The sequence below is a fragment of the Pseudomonas sp. S1_E05 genome (assembly GCF_056337105.1).
Genome location: NZ_JBFRHM010000001.1, coordinates 5,895,962 through 5,909,386, shown reverse-complemented (window position 1 = coordinate 5,909,386; position 13,425 = coordinate 5,895,962). Strand labels below are relative to the sequence as shown.

Annotated in this window: 12 protein-coding genes; 7 read left to right on the top strand and 5 right to left on the bottom strand. The window is 59.1% G+C overall.

Annotated features, from left to right (window positions below; genetic code table 11):
- The first annotated feature begins 92 nt into the window (after window positions 1-92).
- Window positions 93-569: a bacterioferritin gene (bfr, locus tag AB4N33_RS27365; protein WP_460121331.1), complete on the top strand. Its 477-nt coding sequence runs from the start codon at window positions 93-95 to the stop codon at window positions 567-569.
- A 240-nt stretch (window positions 570-809) separates the two neighbouring features.
- On the opposite strand, the gene grxD is transcribed toward bfr, so the two are convergent.
- The 3 genes from grxD to AB4N33_RS27350 form a co-directional block, all read right to left on the bottom strand.
- A complete protein-coding gene (grxD, locus tag AB4N33_RS27360; RefSeq protein ID WP_192305341.1) occupies window positions 810-1,142 on the bottom strand; it encodes a Grx4 family monothiol glutaredoxin in 333 nt (110 codons plus the stop codon).
- Between the two features lie 97 nt (window positions 1,143-1,239).
- A complete protein-coding gene (locus AB4N33_RS27355) occupies window positions 1,240-3,345 on the bottom strand; it encodes a molybdopterin oxidoreductase family protein (protein WP_476458629.1) in 2,106 nt (701 codons plus the stop codon).
- Between the two features lie 135 nt (window positions 3,346-3,480).
- A complete protein-coding gene (locus AB4N33_RS27350) occupies window positions 3,481-3,771 on the bottom strand; it encodes a hypothetical protein (RefSeq protein WP_460121327.1) in 291 nt (96 codons plus the stop codon).
- Window positions 3,772-4,175: 404 nt separating this feature from the next.
- Between AB4N33_RS27350 and argF the strand changes: the two genes are divergently transcribed.
- Window positions 4,176-5,096 (top strand): ornithine carbamoyltransferase, encoded by a 921-nt coding sequence (gene argF, locus AB4N33_RS27345; protein WP_460121325.1) that lies wholly within the window; start codon window positions 4,176-4,178, stop codon window positions 5,094-5,096.
- Window positions 5,093-6,202 carry an ABC transporter ATP-binding protein gene (locus AB4N33_RS27340; RefSeq protein ID WP_460121323.1) on the top strand — a complete coding sequence of 370 codons (1,110 nt, stop codon included), beginning with the start codon at window positions 5,093-5,095 and terminating at the stop codon, window positions 6,200-6,202. The genes argF and AB4N33_RS27340 overlap by 4 nt, the downstream gene beginning before the upstream one ends.
- 130 nt (window positions 6,203-6,332) lie before the next feature.
- Here the strand turns inward: AB4N33_RS27340 and AB4N33_RS27335 are convergent, their stop codons facing one another.
- Window positions 6,333-7,115, bottom strand: coding sequence for a PhzF family phenazine biosynthesis protein (locus tag AB4N33_RS27335; RefSeq protein WP_460121321.1), 783 nt, complete (start codon window positions 7,113-7,115; stop codon window positions 6,333-6,335).
- Window positions 7,116-7,131: 16 nt separating this feature from the next.
- Entirely contained in the window at window positions 7,132-7,602 is a 471-nt protein-coding gene (gene ybaK / locus AB4N33_RS27330; RefSeq protein ID WP_460121319.1) for a Cys-tRNA(Pro) deacylase, read from the bottom strand.
- Window positions 7,603-7,971: 369 nt separating this feature from the next.
- On the opposite strand from ybaK, the gene AB4N33_RS27325 reads away from it, so the two are divergent.
- The 4 genes from AB4N33_RS27325 to glpD all read left to right on the top strand — a co-directional run bounded on the left by AB4N33_RS27325 (window position 7,972) and on the right by glpD (window position 13,077).
- Complete coding sequence (locus AB4N33_RS27325) at window positions 7,972-8,817, top strand: MIP/aquaporin family protein (RefSeq protein WP_460140970.1); 846 nt, start codon at window positions 7,972-7,974, stop codon at window positions 8,815-8,817.
- A 56-nt stretch (window positions 8,818-8,873) separates the two neighbouring features.
- Window positions 8,874-10,379 (top strand): glycerol kinase GlpK, encoded by a 1,506-nt coding sequence (gene glpK, locus AB4N33_RS27320; RefSeq protein ID WP_460140969.1) that lies wholly within the window; start codon window positions 8,874-8,876, stop codon window positions 10,377-10,379.
- Window positions 10,380-10,473: 94 nt separating this feature from the next.
- The gene (locus tag AB4N33_RS27315) at window positions 10,474-11,229 is read left to right on the top strand and encodes a DeoR/GlpR family transcriptional regulator (protein ID WP_460121313.1); all 756 of its coding nucleotides are present in this window, start codon (window positions 10,474-10,476) and stop codon (window positions 11,227-11,229) included.
- Between the two features lie 309 nt (window positions 11,230-11,538).
- A complete protein-coding gene (glpD, locus tag AB4N33_RS27310) occupies window positions 11,539-13,077 on the top strand; it encodes a glycerol-3-phosphate dehydrogenase (RefSeq protein WP_460121311.1) in 1,539 nt (512 codons plus the stop codon).
- The last annotated feature ends 348 nt before the right edge of the window (window positions 13,078-13,425 follow it).

Sequence of the window (13,425 nt, the reverse complement as noted above, 5' to 3'; positions counted from 1 at the left end):
TCATTTATTATTCAATAACTTAGGTTTGACACCCCTAAGTATGCGGCTCAAACTCTGCCTCATAGACAGCTAACATAGGGCAGGACCCCATCATGAAAGGCGACATTACAGTCATCCAGCATCTCAACAAGATCCTTGCCAATGAGCTGGTCGCGATCAATCAATATTTCCTGCATGCCCGCATGTATGAAGATTGGGGCCTGAACAAGCTGGGCAAGCATGAATACCACGAGTCCATCGATGAGATGAAACACGCGGACAAGCTGATCAAGCGCATCCTGTTTCTGGAAGGCCTGCCAAACGTGCAGGATCTGGGCAAGCTGCACATCGGCGAGCACACCAAGGAAATGCTTGAGTGCGACCTGCGCATCGAGAAGACCGGTCATGCGGACCTGAAAGTCGCGATCGCCCATTGCGAAACCGTTGGCGATTTCGGCAGCCGTGAACTGCTCGAGGACATTCTTGAGTCCGAAGAAGAACACATCGATTGGCTGGAAACCCAACTGGGCCTGATCGACAAGATCGGTCTTGAGAACTACCTGCAATCGCAGATGGGCGACGACGAGTAATATTTCCGACGCCAAAAAAGCCCCGCGCTCTCTCAGACGCGGGGCATTTTTGTATGTGCGATACCCCACCCTGTAGGAGCGAGCATGCTCGCGATGGTGGACCAGACAACGCGGATAGTCTGATGACCCGTGTTTTAGTTGATCTCCATCGCGAGCAAGCTCGCTCCTACAGGGGATCTGCGCATAAAAAAGCCCCGCTCTCTCAAGAGGCAGGGCTTTTTGTGCCTGCGCTAGCGGCAATCACGCCTTCGCAGCAGCCGCTTCAACAGCCGACTTGATGGTGGTTTGCAGCGAACCGTCTGCAGCCATCTCGGTCATGATATCGCTACCGCCGACCAGCTCACCCGCCACCCACAGTTGCGGGAAAGTCGGCCAGTTGGCGTATTTTGGCAGGTTGGCACGGATCTCCGGGTTCTGCAGGATATCCACGTACGCAAACTTCTCACCACACGCCATTACGGCCTGCGCAGCTTTTGCGGAGAAGCCGCACTGCGGGGCATTCGGCGAGCCTTTCATGTAAAGCAGAACGGTGTTGTTCGCAATCTGCTCTTTAATCGTTTCGATGATATCCATGAAGCACCTCGACTGAACTTTCCGACTCAGGGGTCGGCACGGTGGCGCATTGTAACGGAAACCCCGTCGTGATGCTCGGTCTCCCCGACAGACCCGCTCAAGCCGCTGCCACCGTGACCGGCACGCCATTCAACGCCGCATTACCCGACAGTTCGTCGAGCTGACATTCATCCGTCAGGTCATTGGCACTGGAACCTGGCTGGCTGCTGGCAATGGTCATCTGCACGCCGGGCCGCGCATGCCCCCAACCATGAGGCAGGCTGACCACGCCTTTCATCATTTCCAGGCTGCCCAGTACTTCCACTTCAATCACACCCACACGGGAGCTGACTCGCACCCGCTGCCCATCACTGAGCCCGCGGCTGGCCAGATCATCCGGATGCATGAGCAACTGATGACGGGGTTTGCCTTTCACCAGCCGGTGGTAATTGTGCATCCAGGAATTATTGCTGCGCACATGACGACGCCCGATCATCAACAACTGATCGACTGCCGGCGCCTGCAACGTGGCGAAGCGAGCCAGGTCGGCAAGCATCACTTCGGGAGCCGCCTGGATGCGTTGTCCGGCCGTTTTCAACCGCTTCGCCAGGTTGGACTTCAGGGCGCCCAGGTCGATGCCGTGCGGATGATCCAAAAGCGTAGCCAGTGACAACTTGTGCTCCGAGGCATCGCCGTAGGCGCCCATCCGCAACCCCATGTCGATCATTTTCGCCGGCGGCATTGTCGGTTTGAGTTCCTTGCCGGTCTTCTCGGCGAAGGCCTTGGCCAGCCCGACGAAAATCTCCCAGTCGTGCAACGCACCTTCCGGCTTGGCCAGGATGGCGCGGTTGAAGCGCGTAACGTTACGCACCGCAAACAGGTTGAACGTAGTGTCGTAGTGATCGTTTTCCAGGGCCGATGTCGACGGCAGGATCAGGTCGGCGTAACGCGTGGTTTCGTTAATGTACAAGTCAACACTGACCATGAACTCCAGCCCGTCCAGCGCCTGCTCTAGTTTCCGGCCATTGGGCGTCGACAATACCGGGTTGCCGGCCACGGTGATTAATGCCCGCACCTGCCCCTCCCCACCCGTGAGCATCTCTTCGGCCATGGCCGACACCGGCAACTCGCCCGCGTATTCCGGGCGCCCGGAAACGCGACTCTGCCACAGGTTGAAATGTCCGCCCGAGGTGGTGGCCACCAGATCCACAGCGGGCTCGGTGCACAACGCGCCGCCCACGCGATCGAGGTTGCCCGTCACCAGGTTGATCAGTTGGACCAGCCAATGGCAGAGGGTGCCGAACGCCTGGGTCGAAACGCCCATACGGCCATAACAGACCGCGGTCGGTGCCGCGGCGAAGTCTCGTGCCAGTTGCCGGATCTGCTCGGCAGGGACCGCACACAGCGGGCTCATGGCCTCGGCATTGAAACCTGCGATGGCTTCACGAACTTGATCCAGGCCGTCCACCGGCAAATGGCTTTCACGGGTCAGACCTTCGGTAAAAAGGGTATTGAGCAAGCCGAACAACAGTGCCGCATCGCCCCCCGGACGTACAAACAAATGCTGATCGGCAATCGCCGCCGTTTCACTGCGACGCGGATCGACAACCACCACTTTGCCACCCCGGGCCTGGATCGCCTTCAGACGCTTTTCCACATCCGGTACAGTCATGATGCTGCCGTTGGAGGCCAGCGGATTGCCGCCCAGGATCAACATGAAATCGGTGTGGTCGATGTCCGGGATCGGCAACAGCAAGCCATGGCCGTACATCAGGTGGCTGGTCAGGTGGTGTGGCAACTGGTCAACGGAGGTGGCGGAAAACCGGTTGCGGGTTTTCAGCAAGCCCAGGAAGTAATTACTGTGGGTCATCAGCCCGTAGTTGTGAACGCTCGGGTTGCCCTGATACACCGCCACCGCATTCTGCCCGTGGCGTGCCTGGATCCCGACCAGACGTTCGGCAACCAGCTTGAAGGCGTCCTCCCACTCGATGGGTTGCCAATCGTTGCCAACCCGCAGCATCGGCTGATGCAGGCGATCCGGATCGTTCTGGATGTCCTGGAGCGCCACAGCCTTGGGGCAAATGTGCCCACGACTGAAGGTATCCTGGGCATCGCCCTTGATCGAGGTGATTTGCACGTTGCCGTCGGCTTCGGTGGTCTCGATGGTCAGGCCGCAGATGGCTTCACACAGGTGGCAGGCACGGTGATGGAGAGTCTTGGTCATGGCCAGTCTCTTTTTTGTACGGGGGCCGGCACTTTCGGCCGCGGGATCAAAACTATGCCCCCCGCACAAGCGCGGCGCCAGCGACGTCTGTCTTGTGAATCGCCCCCCATCAGCCCAGCCGATTGCCACCAGCCATCAGTTGGAAGGCAACCTCGACGGCGCCTGCATCTGGATTTCCTGAATGGTTTCGATCTGCTCGTGGGCGAGGTGGACGCCGGTAAGCTCGCCAATGATGCGCCAGTGCTCATCGAGCCCTGTGCTGATGGTAGCCATGCGATCGATCATGCGTCGACCGGCAGCCTTGGTCACCTCGTCCTGGCTGCGCATCAGCTCGAAGGACATCGATGTCACCGAGGCTGTGAGGTGTGTCAATGCGCGGGCGGTCAAGCCAAGCAATTCCATGAGTTGCTGTTCTTTCGAATCCATTCAAGAAGCTTCCTGCATCAATTGTGACTTAGTTATAACCCAGCCCATTCCATTAGCAAGTGTTTCAGACGCAGCACATTGCCATTAACGACGACTGGCACCGGCTCGGAAACCGACCGCCATCGCTCCATCCCCGCCCCGCTTGATTGCCAAGCCCCGCGAGCCCGGTGTACAAATGACGGGCTGCTGTCAGGAATAAAACTTCAAACGCGCTATCGCGGTCTCCCCGTAGCCCCTCTGAAATCCGCCAACACCGTAGCCTATTGGAAAAACGCGACATTTAATGTCAAGATCGCGCCTTCCCTATTTCGTCGCCCCGTGCGGCTTACGCCGCAGGTCTCGCCCGTTGTTCCGAAAAACAAGGCTTTGAGTATCTGCGGTCTGTTGCAAAAAGGTAGTTAATGATGAGCGCTAGGCACTTTCTCTCCCTGATGGACTGCACGCCCGACGAACTGGTCAGCGTGATCCGTCGAGGCGTGGAGCTCAAAGACCTGCGTAACCGCGGCGTACTGTTCGAGCCACTGAAAAACCGCGTGCTCGGGATGATTTTCGAGAAGTCCTCGACCCGCACCCGTATTTCGTTCGAAGCCGGCATGATCCAGCTCGGCGGCCAGGCGATCTTCCTGTCGCCGCGCGATACCCAACTGGGTCGTGGCGAGCCGATCGGCGACGCCGCCATCGTCATGTCGAGCATGCTCGACGCGGTGATGATCCGTACTTTCGCTCACAGCACCCTGACCGAGTTTGCCGCCAACTCGCGCGTACCGGTCATCAACGGCCTGTCCGACGATCTGCACCCCTGCCAATTGCTGGCCGACATGCAAACCTTCCTGGAGCATCGCGGCCCGATCCAGGGCAAGACCGTCGCCTGGATCGGTGACGGCAACAATATGTGCAACAGCTATATAGAAGCGGCGATCCAGTTCGACTTCCAGTTGCGCGTTGCCTGCCCGGAAGGCTACGAACCCAACCCTGTATTCGTTGCCAAGGCCGGCAATCGCGTGACCATCGTCCGCGACCCGCAGGAGGCCGTGCGCGGTGCCCACCTGGTGAGCACCGACGTCTGGACCTCCATGGGTCAGGAAGAAGAAACCGCCAAACGCCTGAAGCTGTTCGCGCCATTCCAGGTCAATCGTGCGTTGCTGGACCTGGCCGCCGAGGACGTGCTGTTCATGCATTGCCTGCCCGCCCACCGTGGCGAGGAAATCAGCCTCGACCTGCTCGATGACCCGCGCTCCGTGGCCTGGGATCAGGCAGAAAACCGTCTCCACGCACAAAAGGCCCTGCTCGAGTTTCTCGTCGAGCCGGCGTACCACCACGCATGAGCCAGCCACTACTGCTAAACCTGCGCAACCTCGCCTGCGGCTATCAAGACCAGCGTGTGGTGCAGAACCTCAACCTGCATTTGAATGCCGGTGACATCGGTTGCCTGCTCGGCTCCTCGGGCTGCGGCAAAACCACGACGCTTCGGGCAATTGCCGGCTTCGAACCGGTTCACGAGGGTGAAATCAGCCTGGCCGGCGAGACGATCTCCAGCGCTGGGTTCACCCTGGCTCCGGAGAAACGCCGGATCGGCATGGTGTTCCAGGACTACGCCCTGTTTCCGCATTTGAGCGTGGCCGAGAACATCGCCTTCGGTATTCGCAAGCATCCGCATAAAGACCGGGTCACTGAAGAGCTGCTGGAACTGGTCAACCTGAAGAACCTCGGCAAACGCTTCCCCCACGAACTGTCCGGAGGCCAGCAACAACGTGTGGCCCTGGCCCGTGCCCTAGCGCCGGAACCGCAGTTGCTGTTGCTCGACGAGCCCTTTTCCAACCTCGACGGCGAATTGCGACGCAAGCTCAGTCACGAAGTGCGCGACATCCTGAAGGCCCGTGGCACCAGTGCAATCCTGGTGACCCACGACCAGGAGGAAGCCTTCGCGGTCAGCGATCACATCGGCGTGTTCAAGGAGGGCCGTCTGGAACAGTGGGATACGCCCTACAACCTCTATCACGAACCGCAGACGCCTTACGTCGCGAGCTTCATCGGCCAGGGTTATTTCATTCGTGGCCAGCTCAGCAGCCCGGACTCGGTGCAGACCGAGCTTGGAGAACTGCGCGGCAACCGCGCCTACACCTGGCCCACCGGTGGTGCCGTGGACGTGTTGCTGCGTCCGGACGACATCATTTATGCACCGGACAGCGCATTGAAGGGGCGGATTGTCGGCAAGTCGTTCCAGGGTGCCTCCACCCTGTACCGCCTGCAATTGCCGACCGGCGCCCAGCTGGAATCGATTTTCCCTAGCCATGTCGATCATCAGGTCGGCGCGGATGTCGGGATCCGGGTCGCCGCTGATCATCTGGTGCTGTTCCAGGCGTCCGGCAGCACGGCCGCGCAGATTCCGATGGTTGAATCAGGTGTGCGGCGGTACAGCACTGCGGGCTGAAACACACCCCCGACTGTACAAAATCCATAGTGGGAGCGAGCCTTCTCGCGATAGCGGTGTGTCAGCCAAGAGGTAATGACTGACACACCGCTATCGCGAGCAAGCTCGCTCCCACAGGTTCTTTGAGGGGCTAACCCAGCATCAGGGTGCCGCTGGCCACCAGCGCCGCATTCCCGCCGATCTTCACCCGGTCCCCTTCCAGCCGGCAGAACAATTCACCGCCGCGTTTCGAGCATTGATAGGCGCTCAGGCTCGATTTGCCCAGGCGCTTGGACCAGTAGGGGATCAGGCTGCAATGAGTCGAGCCGGTCACCGGGTCTTCATTGATGCCAATGGCCGGGGCAAAGTAGCGCGAGACGAAATCGTGCTTGCCACCCCTGGCAGTGACAATGGCGCCCAGCCACGGCAACTTGGCCAATGCGACCATGTCAGGCTGGCAATCGAGCACGGCCTGTTCGGACTCCAGCACCACGAACAGCTCATTGGAACCTCGCACATCAACCGCCTCGACACCCAGTGCGCGCTCGACATCCACGGTCACGCCCACTTCCGACGTCTCGATGGCCGGGAAGTCCAGCCACAGGCGTTCACCTTCGCGACTCACGCTCAGCGGGCCGGACTTGCAGATGAAATCCAGGCGTTCTGCGGTTTCCTTGTAGATGTCAAACAAGACAAAGGCGCTGGCCAGCGTGGCATGTCCGCATAACGGCACCTCGGTGGTCGGGGTGAACCAGCGAATGCGCCAGCTTTGCCCTTCACGCACCACAAAAGCGGTTTCGGCGAGGTTGTGCTCGCCCGCGATCTTCTGCATCAGCTCGTCGGCGAGCCAGGCATCGAGCCGGTAGACCATCGCCGGGTTGCCACCGAAGGGACGGTCACTGAACGCATCGACCTGGTAAAACTCAAGCTGCATATATCTTCTCCCTGATTCAGGCGCGGCCGATATCGGCGAACGTGGCCTGAGTATGTTCGGCCAGCACCGTTGGTGCCAATTCAACTTCCAGACCACGCCGCCCCGCACTGACAAAAATGCTGGCGAAAGGCAGGGCCGAATTATCGATGAATGTGCGCAATCGTTTTTTCTGCCCCAGAGGGCTGATGCCACCCAGCAAATATCCGGTGGAGCGTTGCGCAGCCGCCGGGTCAGCCATTTCCACCTTCTTGACCTTGGCCGCGTGTGCCAGGCCCTTCAAGTCCAGACTGCCGGCCACCGGCACCACGGCCACCAGTAACTCCCCTTTCTCGCTCGCCGCCAGCAAGGTTTTGAACACCTGAGCCGGGGCCAGACCGAGCTTTTCCGCCGCCTCGAGTCCGTAGGACGCTGCCTTCGGATCATGTTCGTAACTGTGTATCTGATGTTCGGCACGAACCTTTTTCAACAAATCCAATGCGGGGGTCATGACAGCTCCAGACTGGGCAGCGGAGAAAAATAGTGCGTCCGATTCTAGGTCATTGTTTGGCAAAAGGCTCTATCACGGCAGCGCTTACAGGACCCAACACATAAACCCACCGTTCGTCAGTGCATATCAAGGATGACAAACAAAATGATCATTCACCTGACTAATAGTTCGGATGTGACCAATGGTTCACTTTCGATCTTTGACAGACATGATCCTTGTCTATATTTTTTCGTTTACGAATACCGTATAACGCGACAGCGCAGGACCCAGCAGTAAACCGGGGCTCAGGGTGGGGACCCTCCCGGTGAAAATCGCGCTTTGATCAAGATCAAAAAAGAGCGCCAGAGAAAAAAAACAAAGAGGTTTTCAATGACAACTGCTTTACGACAACCGTCACTCTACAGCCAATGCCTGGCGGAATTTCTGGGCACTGCACTGCTGATCTTTTTTGGTACCGGTTGCGTTGCCGCGCTCAAGGTCGCGGGTGCCAGCTTCGGCTTGTGGGAAATCAGCATCATCTGGGGCGTGGGCGTCAGCATGGCGATCTATTTGACGGCCGGTGTGTCAGGGGCTCACCTCAACCCCGCCGTCAGCATCGCGCTGTGTATTTTTACCGACTTCGAAAAGCGCAAACTGCCGCCCTATATTCTGGCCCAATTGGCCGGCGCCTTCTGCGGCGCCTTGTTGGTTTACACGCTGTACAGCAATCTATTCTTCGATTACGAACAAACCCACCATATGGTTCGCGGCACCCAGGCCAGCCTCGAACTGGCGTCGGTGTTCTCCACTTTCCCCAACCCGGCGCTCTCCACCGCACAGGCGTTCCTGGTCGAAGTGGTCATCACCGCGATCCTCATGGGTGTGATCATGTCCCTGACCGACGACAACAACGGTTTACCGAACGGCCCCATGGCACCGCTGCTGATCGGCCTGCTGATTGCGGTGATCGGCAGCTCGATGGGCCCGCTGACCGGCTTCGCGATGAACCCGGCGCGGGATTTCGGCCCCAAGCTGATGACTTTTTTCGCAGGCTGGGGTGAAATTTCCCTTACCGGCGCACGTGAGATCCCGTACTTCCTGATCCCGATTTTTGCACCGATTGTCGGTGCCTGCCTCGGTGCCGCGGCTTATCGCGGGCTGATCGCCCGCCATCTGCCAGCCACCGAACCTGCTCCTGCAACACCGGCCATTGACGGCAAACCAAGAACTTCCTGATACCGTTGGCGCGATGCGCCTGACCTCACCCCTTTATCTCGTCCAAGGCAATCGACATGACCGACATTCAGAATAAGAACTACATCATTGCCCTCGATCAGGGTACGACCAGTTCTCGCGCCATCATTTTCGACCGTGACGCGAACGTGGTCTGCACCGCCCAGCGTGAATTCGCCCAGCATTACCCGCAAGCGGGCTGGGTCGAGCACGACCCGATGGAAATCTTCGCCACCCAAAGCGCCGTGATGGTCGAAGCCCTGGCTCAAGCCGGCCTGCATCACGACCAGGTCGCCGCCATCGGCATCACCAATCAGCGTGAAACCACGGTGGTCTGGGACAAGACCACCGGCCGCCCGATCTACAACGCGATCGTCTGGCAATGCCGTCGCAGCACCGAGATCTGCCAGCAGCTCAAGCGTGACGGTCACGAGCAGTACATCAGCGAAACGACTGGCCTGGTGACCGACCCGTATTTCTCCGGCACCAAACTGAAGTGGATCCTCGACAACGTCGAAGGCAGCCGTGAACGCGCGCGCAACGGCGAGCTGCTGTTCGGCACCGTCGACAGCTGGCTGATCTGGAAATTTACTGGTGGCAAGGTGCACGTCACCGATTACACCAATGCCTCGCGCACCCTGCTGTTCAACATCCACACCCTTGAGTGGGATGCGAAGATGCTCGAGCTGCTGGACATCCCGCGTGAGATGCTGCCGCCGGTGAAGTCCTCCTCGGAAATCTACGGCCACACCAAAAGCGGTATCGCCATCGGCGGCATCGCCGGCGACCAGCAGGCCGCTCTGTTCGGCCAGATGTGCGTCGAGCCTGGCCAGGCGAAAAACACCTACGGCACCGGCTGTTTCCTGTTGATGAACACGGGTAATAAGGCCGTGAAATCCCAACACGGCATGCTGACGACCATCGCCTGCGGCCCGCGGGGCGAAGTCGCCTATGCACTGGAAGGTGCGGTGTTCAACGGCGGCTCGACCGTGCAGTGGCTGCGCGATGAGCTGAAGATCATCAACGATGCCCACGACACCGAATACTTCGCCAGCAAGGTCAAGGACAGCAACGGTGTGTACCTGGTCCCGGCCTTCACCGGACTTGGTGCCCCCTACTGGGACCCATACGCCCGTGGCGCTCTGTTCGGCCTGACACGCGGTGTACGCGTAGACCACATCATCCGTGCCGCCCTGGAGTCGATTGCCTACCAGACCCGCGACGTACTCGACGCCATGCAACAGGATTCCGGCGAGCGCCTCAAAGCGCTGCGCGTGGACGGCGGCGCGGTGGCGAACAATTTCCTCATGCAGTTCCAGGCCGACATCCTCGGCACTCAGGTTGAGCGTCCGAAAATGCGCGAGACCACAGCATTGGGCGCGGCTTACCTGGCCGGGTTGGCGTGCGGTTTCTGGGGCAGCCTTGAGGAATTGCGCGACAAGGCGGTGATCGAGCGCGAATTCGAACCGACGCTGGACGAAGTCGCCAAGGAAAAACTCTACGCCGGCTGGAAAAAAGCGGTCAGTCGCACGCGCGACTGGGAGCCACAGGAAGGCGCTGAATAAGCCAAGCTGTCTCCTGCTTCAGCATGTAACTGGCAGGGAGCAGATTCCTGCGGCATCATGGGCAAATTTTGCACGGCAGCCCAAAGGACGCCCCATGAATCTGCCTCCCCGCCAGCAGCAAATCCTCGAACTGGTTCGCGAACGCGGCTACGTCAGCATCGAGGAAATGGCCTCGCTGTTCGTCGTGACGCCCCAGACCATCCGCCGCGATATCAACCAGCTCGCGGAAGCCAATCTGCTGCGTCGCTACCACGGCGGCGCTGCCTATGACTCCAGCGTCGAAAACACCGCCTACGCCATGCGCGCCGATCAGATGCGCGATGAAAAGCAGCGCATCGGCGAAGCCGTTGCCGCGCAGATCCCCGACCACGCTTCGTTGTTCATCAATATTGGCACCACCACCGAATCGATTGCACGGGCGTTGCTCAACCACAACCACCTGAAGATCATCACCAACAATCTGCACGTAGCTTCCATGCTCAGCGCCAAGGACGATTTTGACGTTCTGCTGACCGGCGGCAATGTGCGGCGCGATGGTGGGGTGGTCGGTCAGGCCAGCGTCGATTTCATCAACCAGTTCAAGGTCGATTTCGCGCTGGTGGGCATCAGTGGTATCGATGAAGACGGCAGCCTGCTGGACTTCGACTACCAGGAAGTGCGCGTTTCACAGGCGATCATTGCCAATGCCCGTCAGGTGATCCTGGCCGCAGACTCCAGCAAATTCGGGCGCAACGCCATGATTCGCCTGGGGCCGATCAGTCTGGTCGATTGCCTGGTGACCGACCAGCAGCCGGTGCCAGCGCTGGCGCAGTTGCTGAGTCAGCACAAGGTTCGGTTGGAAGTGGTTTAGGTATTTTGTAGCCTGTTCCGGCCCCATCGCGAGCCAGCTCGCTCCTACAGGGGATTGGAGGTGTACACAAAATCTGTGTACGAATCGTTCCCTGTAGGAGCGAGCTTGCTCGCGATGATGCCGGCACCGGCAACACATCTTTCGCGCTAAAACGCGCGCCAACATGTTCGAAAATTTTCCTTTCCCCGCCTTTCGATCAGTTTTTTCAATCGAAGTTAACTGGCTGCGCGCTTCTTTATGGGCTACCATTTTCGCAAATGAACATTTATGTTCGAATATCGAAAATCAAAAAATGCCCGAGGCCATGCGATGCCCACTTCTACCTTGCCCACGCCCCCTATCGCTGAGGTCTACGACATTGCCGTCATCGGTGGCGGGATCAATGGCGTGGGGATCGCAGCAGATGCTGCCGGTCGCGGCCTTTCGGTGTTCCTTTGCGAAAAGGATGACCTGGCCAGCCACACCTCGTCGGCCAGCAGCAAGCTGATCCACGGCGGCCTGCGCTACCTCGAACATTATGAATTCCGCCTGGTGCGAGAAGCCCTCGCCGAACGCGAAGTGTTGCTGGCCAAGGCGCCGCACATCGTCAAACAGATGCGTTTCGTGCTGCCGCACCGTCCGCACCTGCGTCCGGCGTGGATGATCCGCGCCGGCCTTTTCCTTTATGACAACCTCGGCAAACGGGAAAAACTGCAAGGCTCGAACAGCCTCAAGTTTGGCCCCGACAGTCCGTTGAAAAGCGAAATCACAAAGGGTTTCGAGTACTCCGATTGCTGGGTGGACGACGCCCGCCTCGTGGTACTGAACGCCATGGCAGCTCGCGAAAAAGGCGCACATATTCACACGCAAACACGCTGCGTCAGCGCCCGTCGCACCAAGGGCCTGTGGCATCTGCATCTGGAGCGTGCCGACGGCAGCCTGTTCTCGATTCGTAGCAAGGCTTTGGTAAACGCTGCCGGCCCATGGGTCGCCAAATTCATTCGTGATGACCTGAAGATGGAATCGCCCTACGGCATCCGCCTGATTCAGGGCAGCCACCTGATCGTGCCAAAGCTGTACGAGGGCGATCATGCACACATTCTGCAGAACGAAGATCAGCGCATCGTCTTTACCATTCCCTACTTGAATGAGTTCACCCTGATCGGCACGACTGACCGCGAGTACACCGGTGACCCGGCCAAGGTGGCGATCACCGACGGTGAGACCGATTATCTGCTGCAAGTGGTCAACGCTCACTTCAAGAAGCAGATCAGCCGCGACGACATCCTGCACAGCTATTCCGGGGTGCGCCCGCTGTGCAACGACGAATCCGACAACCCGTCAGCCGTTACCCGCGACTACACCCTGGCGCTGTCGGGCTCGGGCGAAGAGGCACCGTTGCTGTCAGTGTTCGGCGGCAAGCTGACCACCTACCGCAAACTGGCCGAATCGGCCCTGGCCCAACTGGCGCCGTATTTCTCGCACATCAAGCCCAGCTGGACGGCCGCCGAAACCCTGCCGGGCGGCGAAGACATGACCACCCCGCAAGCCCTCGCCTCACGGATTCGCGACCAGTACGACTGGGTGCCGACCGAAATCGCCCGTCGCTGGTCCACTGCCTACGGCAGTCGTACCTGGCGCATGCTGGAAGGCGTGCAGGATCTCGCGGACCTCGGCGAGCACATCGGTGGCGGTCTTTACACACGCGAAGTCGATTACCTGTGCAGCGAAGAGTGGGTGACCACCGCGCAGGACATCCTGTGGCGGCGCAGCAAGCTGGGCTTGTTCACCACGGCGGCTGAACAGCAGACGCTGGTGGATTACCTGAGCAAGGTGGAGCAGAGCCGTCGCAAGATCGAAGCGGCCTGATTGGCGGCCGGCTGGCCCAGAAGCCCTGGATCGATGATTCAGGGGCTTTTTGCATTTTGTCGCACAATTCCTCCCCCGCTCCCACAGGGGCGCCCAAAGGCCTGAAATCGCATTCGGTTTTCCGAACGCAACCTGCCCGCCCATTCGGATTCCCGGATAATCTGATATCAAAAAAACATCAGAAATATTTAATAATCCTTATAAATCAACAAACTACTACATGAGACCTGGCCTGGCACGACTCATGCTCTACACTTTTCGACGAATGCTTTGCTGCGCGCAACCGTGGAAGCCAGCAAACGCTCGAAGCTCAAAAGGGCCGACTGATCGGCTCCATAAAAAAAACAA